Origin of the sequence: Psychrobacter sp. TWR1-1-1, assembly GCF_049895865.1 — a bacterium.
Classification (GTDB): Bacteria; Pseudomonadota; Gammaproteobacteria; order Pseudomonadales; family Moraxellaceae; genus Psychrobacter; species Psychrobacter immobilis_A.
Genome location: NZ_JAFCTE010000001.1, coordinates 357,612 through 380,083 on the forward strand (window position 1 = coordinate 357,612; position 22,472 = coordinate 380,083).

20 protein-coding genes are annotated in these 22,472 nt (G+C 44.2%); 9 read left to right on the forward strand and 11 right to left on the reverse strand.

The genetic code is table 11. The annotated features are described in order from the left end of the window. The first annotated feature begins 40 nt into the window (after nt 1–40). The 8 genes from urtE (at nt 41) to ACP69U_RS01450 (ending at nt 7,352) form a co-directional block, all read left to right on the forward strand. A complete protein-coding gene (urtE, locus tag ACP69U_RS01415; RefSeq protein ID WP_010200556.1) occupies nt 41–739 on the forward strand; it encodes an urea ABC transporter ATP-binding subunit UrtE in 699 nt (232 codons plus the stop codon). A 44-nt stretch (nt 740–783) separates the two neighbouring features. Continuing rightward, the gene (locus tag ACP69U_RS01420) at nt 784–1,800 is read left to right on the forward strand and encodes an urease accessory protein UreD (RefSeq protein ID WP_426137586.1); all 1,017 of its coding nucleotides are present in this window, start codon (nt 784–786) and stop codon (nt 1,798–1,800) included. A gap of 136 nt (nt 1,801–1,936) precedes the next feature. Further along, nucleotides 1,937–2,239 (forward strand): urease subunit gamma, encoded by a 303-nt coding sequence (gene ureA, locus ACP69U_RS01425; RefSeq protein ID WP_010200554.1) that lies wholly within the window; start codon nt 1,937–1,939, stop codon nt 2,237–2,239. Nucleotides 2,240–2,313: 74 nt separating this feature from the next. Then, nucleotides 2,314–4,446: an urease subunit alpha gene (ureC, locus tag ACP69U_RS01430; RefSeq protein ID WP_426137587.1), complete on the forward strand. Its 2,133-nt coding sequence runs from the start codon at nt 2,314–2,316 to the stop codon at nt 4,444–4,446. A 74-nt stretch (nt 4,447–4,520) separates the two neighbouring features. Next, complete coding sequence (gene ureE / locus ACP69U_RS01435; RefSeq protein WP_426137588.1) at nt 4,521–5,069, forward strand: urease accessory protein UreE; 549 nt, start codon at nt 4,521–4,523, stop codon at nt 5,067–5,069. Further along, nucleotides 5,062–5,877, forward strand: a complete 816-nt coding sequence (locus ACP69U_RS01440) for an urease accessory protein UreF (protein ID WP_426137589.1) — start codon at nt 5,062–5,064, stop codon at nt 5,875–5,877. Before ureE ends, ACP69U_RS01440 begins: the two co-directional genes overlap by 8 nt. A gap of 38 nt (nt 5,878–5,915) precedes the next feature. After that, complete coding sequence (ureG, locus tag ACP69U_RS01445) at nt 5,916–6,569, forward strand: urease accessory protein UreG (protein WP_426137590.1); 654 nt, start codon at nt 5,916–5,918, stop codon at nt 6,567–6,569. Nucleotides 6,570–6,674: 105 nt separating this feature from the next. After that, nucleotides 6,675–7,352 (forward strand): HupE/UreJ family protein, encoded by a 678-nt coding sequence (locus ACP69U_RS01450; protein WP_426137591.1) that lies wholly within the window; start codon nt 6,675–6,677, stop codon nt 7,350–7,352. Between the two features lie 333 nt (nt 7,353–7,685). On the opposite strand, the gene ACP69U_RS01455 is transcribed toward ACP69U_RS01450, so the two are convergent. The 5 genes from ACP69U_RS01455 to ACP69U_RS01475 all read right to left on the reverse strand — a co-directional run bounded on the left by ACP69U_RS01455 (nt 7,686) and on the right by ACP69U_RS01475 (nt 14,001). Next, nucleotides 7,686–10,142: an ESPR-type extended signal peptide-containing protein gene (locus ACP69U_RS01455; RefSeq protein ID WP_426137592.1), complete on the reverse strand. Its 2,457-nt coding sequence runs from the start codon at nt 10,140–10,142 to the stop codon at nt 7,686–7,688. Nucleotides 10,143–10,586: 444 nt separating this feature from the next. Then, nucleotides 10,587–11,729 (reverse strand): M14 family metallopeptidase, encoded by a 1,143-nt coding sequence (locus tag ACP69U_RS01460; protein WP_426137593.1) that lies wholly within the window; start codon nt 11,727–11,729, stop codon nt 10,587–10,589. A gap of 360 nt (nt 11,730–12,089) precedes the next feature. Continuing rightward, entirely contained in the window at nt 12,090–12,434 is a 345-nt protein-coding gene (locus ACP69U_RS01465; protein WP_426137594.1) for a phospholipase D-like domain-containing protein, read from the reverse strand. 23 nt (nt 12,435–12,457) lie between these two features. Then, nucleotides 12,458–12,883, reverse strand: a complete 426-nt coding sequence (locus tag ACP69U_RS01470) for a hypothetical protein (RefSeq protein WP_426137595.1) — start codon at nt 12,881–12,883, stop codon at nt 12,458–12,460. 467 nt (nt 12,884–13,350) lie between these two features. Further along, nucleotides 13,351–14,001 (reverse strand): glutathione S-transferase, encoded by a 651-nt coding sequence (locus ACP69U_RS01475; protein WP_426137596.1) that lies wholly within the window; start codon nt 13,999–14,001, stop codon nt 13,351–13,353. Nucleotides 14,002–14,188: 187 nt separating this feature from the next. On the opposite strand from ACP69U_RS01475, the gene ACP69U_RS01480 reads away from it, so the two are divergent. Next, nucleotides 14,189–14,539: a DUF3817 domain-containing protein gene (locus tag ACP69U_RS01480; protein ID WP_426137597.1), complete on the forward strand. Its 351-nt coding sequence runs from the start codon at nt 14,189–14,191 to the stop codon at nt 14,537–14,539. A gap of 155 nt (nt 14,540–14,694) precedes the next feature. On the opposite strand, the gene fhuB is transcribed toward ACP69U_RS01480, so the two are convergent. The 6 genes from fhuB to phhA form a co-directional block, all read right to left on the reverse strand. Next, entirely contained in the window at nt 14,695–16,863 is a 2,169-nt protein-coding gene (fhuB, locus tag ACP69U_RS01485; RefSeq protein WP_426137598.1) for a Fe(3+)-hydroxamate ABC transporter permease FhuB, read from the reverse strand. Further along, a complete protein-coding gene (locus ACP69U_RS01490; protein ID WP_426137599.1) occupies nt 16,860–17,867 on the reverse strand; it encodes an ABC transporter substrate-binding protein in 1,008 nt (335 codons plus the stop codon). Before ACP69U_RS01490 ends, fhuB begins: the two co-directional genes overlap by 4 nt. Before the next feature lie 151 nt (nt 17,868–18,018). Then, nucleotides 18,019–18,783: an ABC transporter ATP-binding protein gene (locus ACP69U_RS01495; protein WP_404642986.1), complete on the reverse strand. Its 765-nt coding sequence runs from the start codon at nt 18,781–18,783 to the stop codon at nt 18,019–18,021. Between the two features lie 609 nt (nt 18,784–19,392). After that, the gene (locus ACP69U_RS01500; RefSeq protein WP_426137600.1) at nt 19,393–20,781 is read right to left on the reverse strand and encodes a Na+/H+ antiporter NhaC family protein; all 1,389 of its coding nucleotides are present in this window, start codon (nt 20,779–20,781) and stop codon (nt 19,393–19,395) included. Nucleotides 20,782–20,873: 92 nt separating this feature from the next. Further along, nucleotides 20,874–21,215 carry a 4a-hydroxytetrahydrobiopterin dehydratase gene (locus ACP69U_RS01505; RefSeq protein WP_201501314.1) on the reverse strand — a complete coding sequence of 114 codons (342 nt, stop codon included), beginning with the start codon at nt 21,213–21,215 and terminating at the stop codon, nt 20,874–20,876. 96 nt (nt 21,216–21,311) lie between these two features. Continuing rightward, nucleotides 21,312–22,298 (reverse strand): phenylalanine 4-monooxygenase, encoded by a 987-nt coding sequence (gene phhA, locus ACP69U_RS01510; protein WP_426137601.1) that lies wholly within the window; start codon nt 22,296–22,298, stop codon nt 21,312–21,314. Between the last annotated feature and the right edge of the window lie 174 nt (nt 22,299–22,472).

Here is a 22,472-nt window from a genome sequence, read left to right on the forward strand (position 1 = left end):
GTAGTGCTTAGAAATAGACCTAAAAAATAGAGGTGTTTATATGTTAGAAATTAATGCCATAAATCAATATTACGGTGGCAGTCACATTTTACGTGATGTCACCCTCGCCGCACCGGTAGGAGAATGTAGCGTGGTACTGGGTCGTAATGGCGTCGGTAAAACCACCTTGCTTAAATGCTTGATGGGCATCCTACCAATAAAATCAGGTGAAATTTTATTAGACGGTAAGGACATTAGTCAGATGACGCCTGAGCAGCGTGTGCGCGCAGGACTCGCTTATGTACCGCAAGGACGTGATATATTTTCCACCTTGACCGTTGAAGAAAACATTCTGATTGGAATGGCGAAATTCTCTCAACGTAAAGCAAGTAAAGTACCCAAACACTTGTATGATATATTTCCAGTGCTGGACGAAATGAAGCATCGCCGTGGTGGCGATCTATCTGGCGGTCAGCAGCAGCAACTTGCTATTGCTCGGGCGCTTGCCTCCGAGCCGTCTGTGCTGGTACTCGATGAGCCGACTGAAGGTATTCAGCCCTCTATCATCAAGGACATCGGGCGGGTCATTAGGGATTTAGGTTATCAAGGTGAAATGGCCATTGTACTGGTCGAGCAGTTTTATGAGTTTGCAGAAGAGCTTGCCGATAACTATACCGTGCTCTCTAGAGGACAAGTGGTAGCTCAAGGGGCTGGAGTTGACATGGCAAAAAACAATATTCAAGAGTTGGTGGCAATCTAAAAGGACACTTTATAAAAAGACACTTTATAAAAGGGAATACAATTTTGACTTGGCAATCCTCACTACAGCTCCATTTCGACTGCGCCTCTACTGCTGCAAAAACTCGGCTGTGTCATCGTGCCCATACTGGCGCACTCATGGTGCAGCGCGCGCTGTATCCTGAGCCTGATAGTACTGATAACAGCCAAGCAGGGATTTGCCATATTTATGTGTTGTATCCTCCTGCTGGTATTGCTGATGATGACCGCTTAACATTGGAGTTTAACCTACACTCTAATAGCCATGCGGTGATTACCACCCCTGGAGCCGGCAAATGGTACGGGCAACGCAAATCATTACGATCCTCTAGACCTAGCGACTCATCAAAATTTCCCAACGGGGCTCAGGATACAACTAGCAATGACTCTGACCATCCTCTCTACAATAGCTCCTGTTCCCATATTATCCACAATACCGTTAGCGCAGAACAATCTATCGACGCCCGCCTCGATGACCGCGCTGTCCTTGAATGGCTACCTCAAGAAAGTATCTATTACGATCACTCTGTCTCTACTGCCAATAATCGCTTTTATTTGGCTAAGACAGCAAGTTTGTTGACTTGGGATATTGCGGTATTTGGACGTCAAGCGTATCAAGAGACGTTTGCTAATGGTCATTATGTTAACCGCTTAGAGATATGGCGTGAGAGTAATTTATTGGTCAGTGAGTGCACCTCCCAGCAAGCAAATACGCGCTGGTTTACCTCACCATTAGGACTGAATAATCAACATGTGCATGGCTCTTTTTGGGCAATACCTAGCACAGAGATCATTGCGCCTGAGTTACAGAATAATCCGCTCAAGCTCGGCCAATATTTAGATGCCACTATTACCGAGCTACGCCATCTCATTGATCAGCAGTCACTACCTATTCACTGTACTCACAATTTTCAAGGTATTAATTGCCGTTATTTAGGAGCAGATGTGCGCGCTTGCTTCGAGGCTTTTTACCAAGTCCGCGAGCTTATTAGGTCTAAATGGTACACGCTTGAGCCTCATCGACCAAGGATTTGGGACACTTAATATCATGTGCTCCTGCATACTCTCATCCCTGAACAATGCTTAATAAAATCAGAATGACTCTACTTAGCCTATTTACTTTATAAAGATTAAAGACGAATCATAACCTTCAAAAGACAATAATTATTAAGGAAGTTTTATGCAGTTAAATCCTACCGAAAAAGATAAGCTCTTACTATTTACCGCAGGCATGGTGGCGGAACGTCGTAAAAACCGCGGCGTCAAGCTCAATTATCCTGAGTCTATCGCTTATATCAGCATGTTACTGATGGAAGGCGCGCGTGATGGCAAAACCGTGGCGCAACTGATGAGTGAAGGAGCCACTTATCTCTCTGCCGATGACGTCATGGAAGGCATTGCAGAGATGATACATGATGTCCAAGTTGAAGCCACTTTCCCCGATGGCACTAAGCTGGTGACAGTGCACAATCCCATCGTATAGCTTGTTTGTTGTAAAGCCGTATAAAACGATATTGAACAAGAGCCATTGCCATAAGACGATTAAGGATAATAAAAATGACGATGAAAGCAGGCGAATATAATATTAAAGCAGGCGATATGGCTTTGAACGCTGGTCGATATGTTCAAACCATAACGGTAATCAATACCGGCGACCGCCCTATTCAAATCGGTTCTCATTATCACTTCTATGAAGTCAATGCAGCACTGAGCTTTGATCGAGAGTCGACGCTTGGCTATCGACTCAATATCTTATCTGGTACTGCGGTACGCTTTGAGCCGGGCCAAGCGCGTGAAGTGGAGCTGGTTGCCATTTCAGGTAGACAGCACATTTATGGTTTTTCAGGCGAGGTTATGGGCCTTGTAAACCCTAAAATCTCTCAAAATACCTCGAAAAAACGCATTGACCGACGTATCTATGCCGAGCATTTTGGCCCTACCACAGGGGATAAAGTACGCTTAGCCGATACGAATTTATGGCTTGAGGTTGAGTATGATTTGACCAGTCATATTGATCACCAGCGTGATATTGATAGCATCAGCATTGGTGAAGAGGTTAAATTTGGTGGCGGCAAGGTAATCCGCGATGGTATGGGTCAATCACAGCTAATAGGTGAGCAAGTTGCCGATACTATTATTACCAATGCTTTGATTGTGGACTACAGCGGTATCTATAAGGCAGATGTCGCTATTAAGGGCGGTCGCATTAGCGGTATCGGTAAAGCCGGTAACCCTGATATTCAGCCTAACGTGACGTTACCTATTGGCGCTGCTACCGAAATTATCGCAGGAGAAGGTAAAATATTAACTGCTGGTGGGATCGATAGTCATATTCACTTCATTGCACCGCAGCAGTGTGAGACGGCATTGATGTCTGGTGTAACCACGATGTTAGGCGGTGGTACGGGACCTGCTGAAGGTACTCTTGCCACCACTTGTACGCCTGGTGCTTATCATATTCACAGCATGCTAAAAGCCACTGATGCTATTCCGATGAACATCGGATTCTTAGGTAAAGGCAACGTCAGTTTACCTGCTCCCATTGTTGAGCAGATTGAAGCGGGTGCTATCGGGCTTAAGCTTCATGAAGACTGGGGCTCCACGCCCAAAGCCATTGATAACTGCCTTAGCGTGGCTGAAGAATACGACGTGCAAGTGGCTATTCATACTGATACGTTAAACGAAAGCGGCTATTTAGATAGTACTCTAGGCGCGTTTAAAGACCGCTGTATTCACACCTTCCATACCGAAGGCGCTGGCGGCGGTCATGCCCCAGATATCTTAAAAGCTATTGGCGAAACCAATGTTTTACCCTCATCAACCAACCCGACGCGCCCTTTCACCATTAATACCATTGACGAGCATCTCGACATGCTCATGGTTTGTCACCACTTAAGCCCAGCCATTGCTGAAGATGTCGCTTTTGCCGAAAGTCGTATTCGTAAAGAAACCATTGCCGCCGAAGACATTTTACAAGATATGGGTGCCATCTCCATGATGAGTAGTGATTCGCAAGCGATGGGACGCGTGGGAGAAGTCATTATTCGCACGTGGCAAACGGCTGATAAAATGAAAACCCAACGTGGTCATCTGGCTCCTGATCAATCGGCTAAAACTGAGCAAGCATTAGAAAATATCATGCTAAGTCCCACTGACTCTGATAGCAGCAATGATAATTTTCGTATCAAACGCTACCTCGCAAAATACACCATCAACCCTGCCATCACTCATGGCATTAGTGATGAAGTGGGATCCATTGAAATAGATAAATGGGCGGATTTAATTTTATGGTCGCCTGCATTTTTTGGCGTAAAGCCTGACCTTATCATTAAAGGCGGCTTGATTGCGGCAGCGTCCATGGGCGACCTCAATGCTTCCATTTCAACCCCGCAGCCTGTGCACTATCGCAGCATGTTTGGCAGCTTCCCCAAAACAGTGGCGCAGACTTGCATCACCTTTATGTCAAGTGCGGCTATTGATAAGGGTATTGATAGGCAATTAGGACTAGAAAAGGTCATTAAAGCGGTACACAACATTCGTAAGGTACGTAAACAAGACATGAAGTTTAATAGCTACTGTCCTAAGATGGAGGTTAACCCAGAAACCTATGAAGTGTACGCCGATGGTGAGCTGTTGACCTGTGAGCCTGCCGACTATCTACCGATGGCACAGCGCTATTTTTTATTCTAGCTGCTTTTTATTGTCGTGCTGATAATCCACCATCAGCTGTCAACCATCTACTTTAACGGACTATAAACATAATTATGAACATTTATACGCAACGTCTTGATCTATCAACCCTTAGCGCTGAACAACAAGCGATTATTGAGAGGCAAAAAAAGGCAGAAAACTTTTTATATTTAGATTTCGATACCCGTCAGCGTAGCCGGTTTAAAGCAGACACTCAGCATCAAGAAACCATTGGTGTCGATTTGCCACGTATAGAAACCATTAAGAATGGCAGTGTACTGGCAGACCATCAAGGCAACTTGATACAGATTATGGCCGCTAATCAAGCCTTAATCGAAGTGACTGCTGATAATGATTTTGACCTTATGAAAGGCGCTTACCATTTAGGCAACCGCCATGTGCCTTTAATGCTGACCCCTACTGCCCTCTACTTTGAGCCTGACCATGTTTTAGAAGCGATGTTACATCAACTTGGCCTACATACCCAAGCCGTACAAGTGCCGTTTGAGCCAGAAACGGGTGCTTATAAAGGCAATCAAGGCGGACATTCTCACTCTCATGGTCATAATCATAGTCATCACGACCACAACCATTCACACACCCACGGCAATTCTCATGACTAATCATGCCACGCACTCCCAGCATCCTGCTAGTACACCACAAGGTATGAATGATTTGAATCATGCAGAGGTAACTGGACGTTTGCTCATGCTGGCGTCAAGCAACTTACCTATTGGCAGTTATACCTACTCGCAAGGCATAGAACCTGCTATTGAGTCAGGGCTCATTCACGACGAAAGCAGTGGTTTAGCGTTTATGAGTGACTATTTGGAGCTGGCATTGTGTCGTTATGAGCTACCGCTACTGGCGCTGATGATAGAGGCAATTATGATTAATGATGTGGCGCTGACTGATGCTTTAGGTGCCGATTATCACGCTAGCCGCGAAACCAAGGAGTTCGTCTATGAGTCAAGTCAATTGGCACTGTCTTTATCCGCATGGCTTGATAATGTCCTTGAGCTCAATGTGCCTGATAGCTTACTCGCTCATGGATTTTTGCCACTGTTTGCCCATATTAGCTCGCACTGGCAATTTAACCCTGTACAAGCCATGACCACTTACGCCTTTGGTCAAATCGAAAATATGGTGCTGGCGGCGGTCAAAACCGTACCGCTTGGACAAATGGCAGGACAGCGCATCATTTGGCAGCTGCAACAGTTATTAAGTCAGCAAATACAGCCACTGGCTGCTAATGTCCAGCAAAAATTTTCGCACGTTCAACATATGGCGTTAATGACTGATCGCTCTGATATAACAACATTTAAGCTAAATCTTCTCTATCAACAGCTACATATGTCCGCCAACCTACCAAATTTAGCCATACTGTCTTGCCAGCATGAAAGGCAATACAGCCGCCTATTTCGCTCTTAATCGCTAATAAACACAACTCTCATCAAGGAACTTTATCTATGGCACTGACACCCAAAGCCGAAAACAAAAATTTAGAAACGACGCTCTCTCCGCTACGCTTAGGCATTGGTGGCCCTGTAGGCTCAGGAAAAACGGCGTTGACGCTGAGACTATGTCAACGCCTGCGGGATGATATCAATATGGCCGTGGTAACTAATGATATTTATACCAAAGAAGACTCTGAATTTTTAACCCGCAATGAGGCGATGCCAGCTGAGCGCATTCGCGGTGTTGAAACCGGTGGCTGCCCGCATACTGCCATCCGTGAAGATGCCTCAATTAACTTGTCTGCCATCGCCGAATTACAGCAGCAATTTGCAGGTCTTGAGCTTATTATCATCGAGTCTGGTGGCGATAATTTGGCAGCAACTTTTAGCCCTGAATTGTCCGACTTGACACTATATGTCATTGACGTGTCTGCAGGCGATAAAATTCCTCGTAAAGGCGGCCCTGGTATCATGAAATCGGACTTGCTCATTATCAATAAAACTGACCTTGCCCCTTTCGTAGGCGCGTCACTTGAGGTGATGGCACATGATGCCAAAAAAATGCGCGGTGATAAGCCTGTGGTATTCAGCAACATGAAAATAGGCGAAGGTCTTGATGACATTGTTGCTTTTATCTTAGATAAAGGCATGTTAAGTGTGGCGTAGAATGCCTTAGGTGATAGCATCAATAAGTACTCTACAAACCGCTGATGGATCAGTGGATTATCAGTCAGTTTTTATATCGATTTGTTTATTTATTAAGGATTTATCATGACAACAGACACAGCCAAAACGATGATACGCAAAAACCTCTTCCAAAAAACCACCATAATCAGTGGCTTAGCACTGTTATCATTGCTACCAACACTCGCGTTTGCTCACCCTGGGCATGGCTTGATGGCAGCAGATGGCTCATTTAGCCTTTCAATATTGTCTGGTATATTGCACCCTTTGACTGGGTTCGACCATCTGATGTTAGCGCTGGGCATGGGGATGCTATTTACTCAAATGCACAGCTTTAAAAAAGGCTTTGTAGCACTGTTAATTGGTCTAGTAGCAGGATTTGTACTGAGTTTAAGTGTGAGCTTGAATAGTGTGTTTATTGAATATGGCATTCTACTCTCTATCGTACTACTGACCATGGCACTTATGAGCCGCTACTTTAATGTGGCATTGAATCAAAACCACGAGATGTCCGTCAAAACCGTGTATAAATCCTTAGTCATTGGCTTTGGTGCGCTTGCTATGTTCCACGGTGCTGCTCATGCAATCGAAGTGCCTGCAAACAGTAATACCGCTGGCTTCTTTATGGGTATGATTGTTGCCATGCTAGGTCTATATACTATCGGCAAAGGATTTGCCACTTATCTAAACACTCACCTGCAAGACAGTTTGATTATTCAACGTGTTATAGCTGTTGTCGGTTTATGCGGTGTGCTGTTAGGGTAACTTTGTTAGTTTATACACAGAGTTATTGAACACGGCAGTAAGTTGAAGGGGCTGGCTGTGCAGCGATCTATCATAACAATGAGTATTGATGCCATACTTACCAAAATGCACGCAGGTGACATTATATAAATTGCCTTATGCCCCTGAGCTTATGACAGCTCTTAAAGAAACTCTTAAAGAAATAAGGCCGCTCAAGCGACCGCTTAGCTCACAGCAAGATTGGCATTCAAAAAGGTTTGGGCTATAAGAAGCTTTAGATAATAAGTATGAAATGGTCATCAGAAAAAAAGGACAAATTAATGTCCTTTTTTTGGCTTTTGGTTTACTCAATGCTTACCAGCTAAAGCCCATACCCATGCCACCAGAGTTCTCATCTTTCGTGAAAGCGCCACCGAGACTAAAGCTGGTATTGGGATTAATGACACGCTGATATCCTAAGGAAACCGCTTGCTCGGAACCCTGAAAACCTGCGCCCACGCCTATACGGTTCTTACCTTGTAGACCTGACGTGCTAGTTGCCATGTTTAACATCGCAGCACTCATCGCACCTTGACGATCAAAACGATCATCAATTTCCTTAAAACGCTGTCCATTGTCTTGCAGATAATTGTGAATAGAGTCATTTAGAGCATTAAATTTAGTATCAGTATAAGTGTTCGAGGTTTCGATAGCGCTTGTTTTTGCGTCTTGTAACTGGCTGACATTGACTGCGTCATTATCAGCGGTACCATTAGCAACATTGATAATCTGACGTTGGTTAATATCCGAACCAACCGACACTGTGTTTTCACGGTTGGAGCTAGAGTCATTGCCGAGTACCACGGCGTTTTTTGCCGTAGTATTGACATTATTGCCGAGCACAAAAGTATTGTCGCCAGACACGGTATTATTATTGCCCATACTATAGCTGTTATTGCCACTGACCGTACTTGGATCGCCAATTGCACCTGAATGATTTCCAGTCACTTTATTACCAGTGCCAATGCTGATAGCTTGCTCGCCGATTGCTTGAGCACCATCTCCTATTGCAATAGATTGCTTGCCCTGCGCCGCCGCGTTAGCGCCTAAAGCCATTGCGTTGTCTCCACTAGCAATCGCTTCTGCAGACGTACCACCATTGATGCTTAGGTATTTATGCTGTGCAGCAATGTCCTGTTTAACGATTAGCACCTGATCATTTGTATAACTTTGTGACAATGCTAGAGTCTCGGTGGCTTTGCCATCAGTATAACTTTGTGACGATGCTAGAGTCTCGGTTGCTTTGCCATCGGTGTAACCTTTAGAGGCGGTTAAAGTTTCAGTTGCTTTGCCATCGGTGTAACCTTTGGAGGCAGTTAAAGTCTCAGTTGCTTTGCCATCGGTGTAACCTTTAGAGGCGGTTAAAGTTTCAGTTGCTTTGCCGTCGGTGTAACCTTTAGAGGCGGTTAAAGTTTCAGTTGCTTTGCCGTCGGTATAGCCTTTGGAGGCGGTTAAAGTCTCGGTTGCTTTGCCATCGGTGTAGCCTTTTGAGACAGTCAAAGTCTCGGTTGCTTTACCATCGGTATAACCTTTGGAGGCGGTTAAAGTCTCGGTTGCTTTACCATCGGTATAGCCTTTGGAGGCGGTCAAAGTCTCGGTTGCTTTACCATCGGTATAACCTTTGGAGGCGGTTAAAGTCTCGGTTGCTTTACCATCGGTATAGCCTTTGGAGGCGGTCAAAGTCTCGGTTGCTTTGCCGTCGGTATAGCCTTTGGAGGCGGTCAAAGTCTCGGTTGCTTTGTCGTCGGTGTAACCTTTGGAGGCGGTTAAAGTTTCAGTCGCTTTGTCGTCGGTGTATCGTTTATTTACCGCATCTGTATCATTTGTTGCATCTGCCACATTAGTGATACGTTTTTCGAAACCCTTGCTGCCAACTGAAATTGTATCTCTTTCATTTGCAATGGAGAAACTACCGATGGCGGTTGCGCCTGTCGCGGTGGCTTGGCTATTACTGCCAAACACGCTGCTGTCTGTACCTGATGCGGTATTCTGATAACCAACTGCAACACTATAGTCACCCTCTGATGTATTTTCAAAACCGACGGCACTACTGTTCTCACCTGATGCTGTATTATTATAACCGACGGCGCTGCTATTTACATTCGAGGCGGTATTTTTATAGCCAATTGCACTGCTATTTATGTTCGATGCCGTGTTGTTATAACCAAATGCACTACTATAACCATCTGAGGCGATATTATTAGATCCTATCGCACTGCTATTGATACGCGATGCGGTATTGTTATAACCAACGGCACTACTGTACTCAACTGAAGCTTCATTATTAGCGCCTAATGCACTACTATAATCACCTGATGCTGCATTAGTATAACCAACCGCACTGCTATAACTACCCGAAGACTTATTGAAAAACCCCACTGCATTGCTAGAGTTACCTGTTGCTTCATTTGCATAACCTAGCGCACTAGTCGCTTCATTTGAAGCTTTATTGTCAATACCTAAGGCACTACTATTAATACCGCCTGCTGCATTATTTATTCCACAGGCTAGTGCAATTGCACCTCTTGCCGTACTTCCTCCAGAAACAGGATCCGTTACGCATACCACGCCTGCCCACACTGTCGAACCACTGATCGCTGCGATACTGAAGGCAAGCCCTTTTAGGGTCAACATCTTATAGTCATTTGAGCGAGCTATTTGGGCGATAGTGCCAGTCGTGCCGCTAGTCTTACCCGCGCTCTTAGTATTTTCAGACACCACCACTATACAACCTAGTGATTGACTCCAAATCTTTTTAAATACTTTATTCATCGCTCGATCCATAAGTCCAAAAACTAATCGTCGATAAAATCAAGGCTATCTATGTCACTTACATTAACCATGCTCATAAATGACAACTGTCATTTATTAAAACATAAAGCTAACATACCTGTATATTTATATTAAAGGATATTCAATCTTCAGGGCTGTCTTAGATAAGCAAAATAATCTGGGATAGTTTTATGAGAAAATAGCGTTATGAGTAAGATTCGCCTACCCAAACGCTCACTACACAGTGAGTATAACGATTGTTATATCGGTAAGAGTGAGCGCGTCTGGTAGGATTGCAAGTGCCGTTATGGCACTCGCAAGGTCTGGTAGCAGATAAATCTGAGGGCGTATCTAAGGAGATTTGGAGTGGCATAGAGAATGTTGAACAAGTAACCCTTGAGTGCATAGACTTATTTCATAACCCAAACAATCCACCTAAATGATTCACTCACGTAAATCATCCACGACTGCCAACATAGCCACTAATGAGGCTTCCCCTAATTTCATAGAGCGCTCTGGTGACCAACCCGTATCCGCATCGGGGACATTATTGTTGTCTATAAATGGCATCTCCAAGGTATTGGCAAGGCAGTCAAAGCGTTCGGCAACCCAGTGAGTCGCAAGCGTCATATTCGCTGTACCCGGTGCATCTACGTCATAGCCCTCGTCCGTCTGAAAGTCAGCACTGGCGATCTTTAACACTTCTGAGAATCTATCGCGTAGACGTGCGAGGCGGTCGCTATAATTTGGCGTACCCTGCGAGCCAGCAAGGAATACAAAAGGTATTTCTTCATCACCGTGTACATCATAAAACAGGTCAACGCCCGTTTCTTCCATTTTATTAATGACATGAAAGACTTCAGGGCTGGTTTCCAAACTTGGATTTGACCAAGCACGGTTTAGGTTAGTCCCAACTGCATTGGTACGCAGATGACCTCGCACGCTACCATCTGGGTTCATATTGGGCACGATGTAGAAATTGGCTTTATCTAATAATAATTTACCCGTGGCATTATCACCATCTAACAGGCTATGCAGTAGACCATCGACCAACCATTCGGCCATCGTCTCACCAGGATGTTGACGCGCCGTAATCCAAATATTGCGTTTAGGCGCATCGCTATTGCTAGCGCCATCACTAATTTTGACTAAGGTTAAATCGCGATTATCAAGGGTTTCTCCCAAATGCTCTAACGTCACTAATGGATGCATTTGCACCGCTGCTAATAAATCTTGATGACGCTCATCACTGTAAGGGGCAAAAAAAGCAATTTGAATGGTTTCACATTCCAACTCTGCCGTTATGGTTAGTTTGCCGTCTTTATAAGAGGTGGGCAGACGAAACCAATAGTCACGATCGTACGACGCCACCGCTTGGTAATTCTCCCACCCTGCAGGAAATGCCGCATCCCCTGCATTTATAATATTGAGCACATATTGCTCGCCCACCTGTCCTGTCAGGCGAAAATTAAACCACTGAAAAAACTCGCCGCCGACGTCCGGACGAATAGCCAATTGGATATTTTTTTTATCTTCTAAATTAATAACCTCAATATTACCAGCATCGAAATTAGCAGTGATATGCATAAATTTTCCTTAATTGTTTTTTAGATATCTTAGTGAGTATTTGTAAAGTACCTCAGCATAAACGATTAAAAACAAGCACGATAGAGACGCTAACAAATCATCTTAAAAAATAGTAAAAATAATTAATGATTGTAGCATCGCTGCTTTTTTTAATTAAAAGAACATAAAAACATTCCAAGCACTATGTCAGATATAGCATTAGCCAATTTTCTATATTTATCACATTGCTGAATGAATATGCCAGATATTGGATATTATAGCTCATGATCCTATATAGCACTGTTCATCATATATAGTACTGTTGTCTATAGCTACAAAAGCCACTTAACTGGTAGCCATCCTACTATCGTCAAGATAATGTTAAGCAGGGCACTTTGTCCAGGCTCCGAGACGCTCATCGATCCAGACGAGCCTTCCATTACGCTGCTCTACTCGCCAAGTAAGACCAACTATGCCCTTATCAAATGCTTTGTGCAGTTTCTGTGCCATCTGTTCACTGTTGATCATTAAACCCATTTCGGTATTGAGCGCAGTCGAACGGGGGTCAAAATTGAACGAGCCAATAAAAATGCGCTTTCCATCTACCGCAAAGGTTTTCGCGTGAAGACTGGCTTTTGACGATCTGAACGGTTCTAGATGGTCAGCGGGTGCACCAGACGCAGCTTGGCTACGTAGCTCAAAAAGGCTGACGCCACTTTCAAGCATGGCCTTGCTTTGTTGTTATTTTATTAGCTAGCTAGCTGAAGCTTTTTTACGTTACCCATAAGTGCGCTAAGATTTTTCTCAAGTTTACTTTTTTCTAGCTTCATTCTAACGACAACCTTAATAATCTCATCAGCTATCTCTTTATTGCCTTCAGCCACTGCCTGCTGCAATGCTAGACTTTCACGCATAATAGCAACCCTTAAAGGCTCGATCTTATAAATAATACGATTGATAGATTTATGCAGATCCGACTGTCTATAGCACTCTTTTACCTTAGATGATTTATATAAGAGACTGTTTTTATCACTTTTTGCGCGGGCTAACGTCTCGATATAATCAGCCGCTATCTTGTCAGCATAATCATCTTGAATACCAATCTCTAAAATATTTTTTACTAATATGATATCGATTTTTTCTAATTCAGTCTCTTTAATGGCACTTTTTAACATTTCAAACAGTCCTTCGTAAATGTTGGGATTAGGGGTGAATTAAGTGGTTATCGCGTATAAAAAGCAAAGCTATCGGCGTCACTATAATTGGCACGTGGATTCGTTGTTTGCGCACTCTTATATTCACACTCGTATAAAAGTTACTTTCACAACCATGCCAATCAATTCGTAATTGAGCTCACTCAAGAATATTTATATAATGATACACTTATGTTCATTCTAACCTAAGAGTACAAGTGTACACAATAGGCACTCAACCCTTTTGATACAAAGGTTATGAAAAGCGGCTATCAAACCGCCATAGATTGATATTTATTTTGAGAATAGTGCTGTTGAGGTCTATCAAGATAGTGAGGGTAAACAACTCCCTCACTATTAGGGATTGTTTAATGACGCGTGGATTCGTGCTGGACATATCTAAAATAGATTGATGAAATATTTACAAAGCAAAGAATGAGCCACTTTTGCTAAGAAGAGAAAATCACTGGCGCATCGCCATCTTGCCAAGGTTGAAACTTGGTCATGGCTTGTATAAATAATGGATGCGCTAGCCAGTTTTTTAGCCATATTTGCAGTTTAGGATAAGGCAAACTGTAAAAAATGTCGCGATCTACATGAGCAAATTGGCGGATAAATGGCATAATACCGATATCGGCAATGGTCACACTGTCTCCTAGCAAATAAGTATTTTTAGTAAGCAGTGCTTCTAAAATCTGTAGAAATGCTTCACCTTTTTGCCGATATTCTGTTTGGGTCATTTCAAGATGACGGTCAGCATATTTATAGCGATCTAGCCAATGCTTAAACTCCTGATCGTTTTGCTCAATTAACGTATTACCTTGATGCAAAGTCTTAGGGTTCAACAGCTCTTGTGGATCTTGCTGTTCAAGCACCCACTCCACTATTTCCCGACTCTCTTCAATCACAACACCATCAGCGAGCTGTAAAACTGGCACGGTGCCTTTTGGGCTAATCGCTAGCATTTTCGCAGGCTTATTTTTTAGCGTTATCTCCCGTAGCTCTACTGGCAACTCGGCAAACAACAGACCGAGACGCGCGCGCATGGCATAAGGACAGCGACGAAAAGAGTAAAGACAAGAAAGGGAGTAAGCAGTCATATTTTTTTTCACAGTTAAAACGAGATCAGTAGCCTTAGAGTCACTGACATCAAGAGTCATTTAGTTTCGTTACTGATCTCTATTAAGGGTTGGTATAATTAATACTTCAAAGCATTGAACAAAGCCAGTATCATAGCGACATTGAAAAACCCTTACCTTATTTATTATAAAACAAAAGGAAGATATAGTGTCGCAGGCTCAGACAACTACCACAGAAACACCTCATCTAACAAAAGATCAGAACTCTGTATTAAAGATTCTTACGATCATGGGTTACTTGGAAGGTACGTCCTTCTTATTATTACTTTGCATCGCCATGCCGCTAAAGTACATGATGGGTATTGCAGAAGCGGTCACCTACATAGGGATGGCTCATGGCGGATTGTTCATCGCGTATATTTTAATGCTGTTGATAGCCACCACCAAAATAAAAATGCCGCTTTGGGCAATGCCAGCAGGGGTACTCGGATCCTTTTTGCCCCTTGGTCCATTTATATTCGATCATTTATTAAAAAAGAGCTTGAATAAAAAAGCTTAAAGCCCCTTAAAAGTAATGTCAAATGACTTACTGAATATGACGAACATTGGTGATTTTAAGATATAGCGCTATTTAAGCGCTGGACGGTATGTATTAATGACTGATCATGATGGCTGATTATAGTTATTCGTCAGTCATTAATTTTCCTATAAAAACTATTCACTTACTGCAACTGGCACTTTACGAATCAGCCATAAAAAGTACGCACCGCCAATGATAGCCGCAATCGTACCCGCAGGCAGCTCATAAGGGAAAATGACATAACGCCCAATCCAGTCTGCTATTACCATCACCCCTGCGCCTAACAAAGCCGCTAATGGCAATTGGCGCTCAAGCCTTACCGCACCAAGTGACGTCGCCAAATGTGGCACCATTAGACCAATAAAGCTCAATGGCCCAACCGCAAGCGTACTGGCAGTACTTAGCGCCGCCACCAACACCAATAACGCGAGTGTCACTGGTGTCACTGCCACCCCTAAATTACGAGCGACCCCTGTACCCAAACCAAGCACTCTTAAGGGTTTGATAAGTAGTAAGCTGAGGGTGAATAAAATGAGAGCAATGCCGATAAGATACCACACGGTACTAGGCTGAGCGCTATAAGTGGTTCCCGATAGCCAGCTAAGCATCGCTTCTAGGCGTGGATCACCAGACAGCTTGACCATGTGCATCACCCCATCCATCATCGCGGCAATACCGATACCGACCAGTAATAGATAGCCAGAGCTTACCTTACGTGCTAGCCAAATAACCAGCAATAACACAGCCATCGCTCCTGATAATCCTGAGATTAATAAAGTACCAGCTCCGGCAGATAGCCCTAAGCTTGGTAGTAGTAAAAACCCTAAGATAACCCCAAGCGCCGCGCCCGAGCTCACACCCAACACTTCTGGACTTGCCATCGGATTGCGGGTGAGCGTTTGCAATAATACACCAGCGATGGCCAACATCAGACCCGTTGCCGCAGCGCTCAAACTGCGCGGTAGCCGATACTGCTGGGTGATCGCCCAATCGGTACTTAGTCCCCAACCACTGACGTCTTGGACAAAAACACAGGCAAGTATGATTATCATTACCACACCAATACCCCAGCGCCACCATGCCACAGGTGCATGCTTGCCCGTTAGCATCGGGGTTACTGTTTCTATCCGCTCACGGCGCTGACGCAAAATCAGCCAAATAATCAGTGGTGCACCAAGAATACCCGTCATCGCCCCTGCTGGAATTTGCATATTTAGTATGGGTTCGAGTAATAAAGCAACATTGCTAGTCAGCCATAAAAGCAGCGCCCCTAAGACAAAGGCTGCAAGCAGACGTTTGCTAATAGAAGCGACACCCAGTGCATTGACCAGACTGGCAGCGCCAAGACCGATAAAACCGATTAGACCAACTTCGCTGACCACCAAAGCGGTAACGACCGCCACAATAAGCACCACCAATGCACGGATACCGTTAATCGGCACGCCCAAGCGCTTGGCTTGTGAGTCATCGAGACTCATCAAGGTTAATGGTTTTAACAAGGGTAGACAGACAACCGCCATCACGACGGCCGTTATCGCTAGCATCGTACTGGTATGCCAGCTATTCTGTGCCAAAAATCCCGCCGCCCACGACAGCATACCATTACTACGTTCAGCAAAAAACAACACCAAGACATTAGCCACGGCAGCAAGTAGAATGTTTACCACTAAGCCCGCCAATATTAAAATGAGCGGATTAAAACGACTGGGTGCTGACAACGCAAAGACTAGTCCCATACTAATAAGCGCGCCGACAAAGGCCACATAAAGTCCACCATAAATCGCTAAGCTTGGCAAAAACAAGGTCACAATGAGCATGGCTAATTGTGCACCAACGCCGACGCCCAATGTGGTGTCTGACGCTAATGGATTTTTGACCAATTGCTGTAGCAAAATACTGACAACCCCAAGCAGACCACCTGCCAATAGCGCCACTATACTGGTCGCCACTATATGCAGCTGCGTCGCAAGACTGATAATATCCAATTGCGAGCTTGGAATAAACAAATCACTGATCGGGCGTGTCCACTCCTGAGCGATTAATGCCCACGTGCTCCATACTGAGAATACTACAAGGATAATCATTACTGCCCAGATGCGCCATGTATCCGCAAATACCGAAGGTGGTTGCCGAGGTGGTTTTGGTGCTGGATTGGGAGGTTTTTGCATAAGCTTGGAGTGTTGCTCTGATGGTGTTTTCAATGTGGGCGACTGAGACGCTGCAAGTGAAGTCATAGGTTTGACATAATCAGTAGTATTATTGGTATGAGAGTGATGAGTCTGTGCGGCAGTATTAATAGTCATGATGCTGCCCCACCTTTTAATGTCACTGTTGATAAATTATTTGCCAAGCCGACCAGTGACGACATGCCACCATAAATCCATATGGGTGGCAGTTCACCCACGCAGCGCTCATCGCCATAGCCTAGACGCTGCCAAACCAAACTGTCTTTAATCTCAGCTCGGGTTATCGGACTCAGCGGGTCGATGATTAATAGGCAGGTCTCATTATCCAATTGAGCCAAGTCGCCCATTCGAATAGGGACAAACCCCCATTGATTGCCTTTGCCTAATACATCCAGCTCTCTGCCCATCTCTTTTAGCACGGGCTGAAACAAACTATTTTTGACATACATGCGCATGTTATTGGCATCAGCAAACTGCACAACGGCAAATCTCTTTACTTTTGGATAGCGCTGCTGCAGACGCTCACTTGCCAGTTTGATATCTGTCTGACTTTTTTTAATATAGCTTTCAGCCAAGGCTGGTTCATCAATTAGCTGTCCCAGCTGACGAGTTGGCTCAGTATAATCTGCCCAAGTTGCAGTATCACCTTTGGCGGCGAACATGACCGACTCAGAGGGCACATCTCCATAGAGATTGCGGGCATGCTCATAAAAAAAGTTATCGACGACCAAATCGACAGGCAATTGGGCAACCAATTCCGCATTAGGCTGATAGCGAATGCCCAAATCAATGATTGAGGTTGGCAATTCAGGCGTACCTACCCATCTGTCCCACACCCTCACATCACCCGTCGCTATCGGGGGGTAACCCATGGCGATCAAGGTTGCCGCATTGCCCCAATCAGGTGAGACTATATTGATGTTAGCGTTATCTGCATTGCCCACTCGAGCGTCTTTTTGCGCCGTTATTGGTTGGTGACAGGCAGTCAGCACGGTGGTCAGTGTTAAGCTTGCTATGAGCGGCAGCCACTTATATTTACTGATAGTGAGATTTGAGCCAGTTTTTATGCAAGGTTTTATGGCTATTAAAGAGAACAGAGATTTATAAAGAGCAGGAAACATAGCGGCCTATCTTTTGCGCGAATAAGAGAAAATAAGAAATGAAAAAGATGAGGCAAATACTAGGGCATGCCCTCATTTTAAAAACGGTCATAAAAATTTAACCATTTTTAGCCTACTTATTCATTTTCGTTCAGATTGATGATATGCCCTACTAGGCAACGGCGACTGGCTGCCCCGTTATAGGATGACTAAGCAGCTGCATATCTACGTTAAAAATCTTGTGCAATACTGTCGGTTGCATGGTGCTGCCGATATCACCGTTATGGCAAATACGTCCGTTTTTTAAGGCGATAACTCGATCGGCATACTGCGCGGCCAAATTAATATCATGCAAAATAATCACCACACTCAAGCCCTGCTCATCCACCAAACGACGGATAAGCTGGATAACTTCAAGCTGATAGTGCATATCAAGCGCAGCTAATGGCTCATCAAGTAATAAATATCTGGTGTCTTGTGCCAGACACATAGCAAGCCAAACGCGAGCGCGCTCGCCACCTGAAAGCGTGGCCGTAATTCGGTCAGCGAACGCCTCTGTTTGGGTGATGCGCATGGCTTCTATTACTTTATCTTTGTCCATTTGGTTGGGCTTTTGCAGCCATTTTTGATGCGGATAACGTCCTAGCATGACCAGCTCACGTACTGAAAACCCAGCGGCTTCTGGTAGTTGCTGTGGCAAATATGCCATTTGTCGCGCCAGCGCTTTGCTACTGTAATCACTGATACGCCGATCATCCAAGCTGATGCTACCGCCATTACTCATCATCTCGCCTGCCAACGCTTTGATTAAAGTCGATTTTCCTGAACCATTATGTCCAACCAAAGCGACCAATTGGTTGCTATCAATCTCACAGCTTACATTGTCTAGTAAGGTATTTCCTTGGCGACTGATGGTCAATTGGTTTGCACGTAACATATCGGTACTCATCATTAATTTAAATCGTTGTATGTATATTGGACAGCCAATAAAAACCGATTTTACTCGTAAACGATAATAAAAACAATTATCATTAACTTAAAATATTATTCTTTTTGTTCCCGCTCGCTGTTGCTTGTAAGTATCTATACGACCGATTTTCTTTTATCTGTGACAAGTAACCCTTAAATACAAGCATAATTCTTTATCACCTTTATCATTTTTGAACTCGCACAAACCATTACTCATATCAATGAGTTGAGATAAGCTGATTGGGTTTTTAGTCGCTTTTATTTCTTTAACCACCAAAGAGCTATCTAGTACCAACGTCAGTAACGACTATCTATGCCGAAGCAATGGCTGTACAAGTATTATTGAAAGACACAAAAAAACGTCTGCTCAATTTCTTGAACAAACGTTTTTAATCCCCTGTACAGCGCCTACCACACAACTTAGCGAGCTACAAATCTGGTATATCGTACTCAACACCTATCAGCTTGTCTCAAATGATTGCAAGGGTATAAATAAAAACTAGGGCTTGTTGTGTTGTCTTAGAAGACACAAGCCCTAGCGTTTTAATGCAGAGTTTAGAGACAAAAGCTTTTCGGGTCACTGACTCTTGAGTCGGCTGATGGTAATTCCCGTAAAACCAAACAATATCGTTAGTAACAGCGATAAATAACAGAAGAACGCATAAGGCAGATAATCAAGCACGGGCACGCCTAATGCTTGGCTGATAAACACGCCGCACACACTCCAAGGCACTAGAGGATTGATAACCGTACCTGCATCTTCAATAGTACGCGATAGGTTTTTTGGGTGTAAATTCAAACGCTCAAACGTCGGACGAAAGGCAGTACCAGATAATAAAATACTCAAATACTGCTCGCCAATAAGCACGTTAATACTCAGAGCAGACATGGCAGCGGCAAATATGGCGCGTCCTGATGTGGTCAATGTGTCTTTAATCCCTAATAACAGTGCTGGCAAAATACCCAATGCTGTGAGCAAGCCACCAAGACTGAGTGCCAATATCACAATCGCTTGAGTGAAGAACATACTCTGCACACCGCCACGCGATAGCATACCACCGACTTCACCCAGCTCTAACGATTCAGCCGGTGCATAGCCTGCAAATAAATAGCCGCCTAATTGTCCAAAGCTCGGCGAGCTGTGCAAATAAGTAATAATCAATGCTGCCACAATGGTACAGATAATCGTATAAATGGCATTGACACGAAAAACCGCCAACCCAACCAGTACCACAAATGGCAATACCGCATAACCATGTACCAAGCCACTTTCAATCAACTGACCTTGCAATACGGTTACTTGACTCAAGTCAGAGCCTGCGGTCTGCCCAGAGAAAAACCAAAAAATAATGACCGTGAGTATCCACGCTGGTACCGTGGTATACATCATATTGCGAATATGCTCAAACAAATCAATACCCACCACCGATGAAGCAATGGTACAGGTGTCTGATAACGGCGACATTTTATCACCGAAAAACGCCCCTGAAACCACCGCACCAGCCGCAATCGCCACGTTGGCATCAAAGGCATTACTCATACCAATAAAAGCCACACCCAATGTCGCCGCGGTGGTCAAACTACTGCCCAAGGCAATACCAATAATAGAGGTCAATACAAAGGCTGAAATGTAATAATACTCTGGTGAAATCAACTGAAAACCAAAATACATCAGCGTTGGAATAGCACCAGACATCATTAAAGCGGCGACCATCAAACCAATAAAGAAGAATAGATAGATCGCACCGATACCACGCATGACACCCGATGCCATTTGCGCTTGCATGTCATCAAAGGTCAAGCCTTTAAACAGACCAATGCCCAGCAAGACACAAATAGCGAGTATCAATGATAAATGCGGTACCCAGCCAAAACCTATCATGGTAACGCCCATAATAGCGATGACAATGGCAGAAATCATAAATGCCAGTTGAGGTGAAATTTGGGTTAATATTTTTGGAGGCATCACACATCCTTAGCTTGCCAGTCAAATCTGGCGTTAGGGTTGGCTTTGAGTCGGACAAGTTTAATGAGTTGCAATAGCGATTGCTACCCTCATTATTGATCCAGCAGACTATCGGTCTTAGCTGCCATGACAAAATCATTGCGATGCAGACCTTTAATGCTGTGTGACCACCACGTAACCGTCACCTTGCCCCACTCTACCAATATGCCAGGATGATGCCCTTCTGCTTCGGCGATGTCTGCTAATTGATTGGCAAACTCCATCGCCTTGACGAAGTTTTTGAATTTATATTGACGTTGTAATTGCTTGATGCCATCAACCTCGATCAATGACCAATCTGGAATTTGCTGTAATAACTCTTGTGCTTCGATGTCGCTGACCGTTGGCGCGCCAATGCGGCAGGCCTCACAGCTGGCTTGTGATAATGTCGTCATTATAATGTCCTTTTATGTTAACTATTCATTTTTTTAATACTGTTACGTTTAATACAGTTACGTCCATGTTGACGCTGTCATTTACGACTACATCATTCAAATGATGCCGTTTTTCTTAACCATGCATTCGGCGTTTTTTACTGCATAACTAGGCTCGAACAATCCTAGCGACATGGCTTGTTTGACCATTCCCATGATATCGCTATTGACGATATCAAATAATGTATCCAAATCATCAATGACATAATAAATCGGCTGGATATGATCGATACGATAAGGGGTACGCAACACATCAAGCAAGTCAAACGCTCGGTGCTCTGGTTGATTTTGCGGTTGATGCTGAGGTTCTGCTTGCTGCTCAGAACCAGCATTGAGTGCATAAACCGTCTCAGACGGTGAGCTTAAGATGCCTCCGCCATAGATACGGCGACTGCTCTGATTTTGTCCCACCAAACCAAACTCGATGGTAAACCAATAGAGCCGTGCCAAAAACCACCGTTCTTCTTTAGTGGCATTAAGACCCAGCTTGCCATAAGTTTCATTGAACATCGCAAAGGCAGGATGGGTCAAAAGCGGACAATGTCCAACGATTTCATGAAAAATATCAGGCTCTTCGATATAGTCCATATCATCAAATCGACGGATAAAAGTTGCCACCGGAAAGGATTTATTGGCAAGCAATTTAAAAAACTTACCAAAACTGATTAATGCAGGGACAGCGGCAGTTTGCCAGCCAGTCGTAGCTTGCAATACCTCATCAATATCATGCAATTGCGGAATACGCGTAGCGGGCAAATTCAGCTTTTTTAAACCGTCTAGATAGGCTGGGCAGGCACGGTTAGGTATTTGCTCGGCTTGACGCTCAAGCAATGCCTTCCACATACCATTTTCATCATCACTATAGTGAATATGACCATGACTATCTGGCTGATGCGACACGTAAGGTTGTTTTTTAGGCATAGAATCCTGCTTTTTATGAGCAGAATCATCGTGACTGGCAGCATCAGTGCCTAGCGTTTTGCAAGCAACGCTGTTGGTACCGATAGCTTTATTAACAGAATTCGTATGTGGTAGGCGTTCCATGCCTGTATTCCTTTTATTGCCATTGGCACTCTGAATGGCACTCTTAATTTTGCTAGTCGTTTTCAATCATGACTGAACCATAGCTCAGTCATCGCATTGAACACACGGCATTACAGAGCGCAGTGGTTATTAGGGACAAGACAAACTCCTTTTGCCCTGCCCGTTTATTTTATG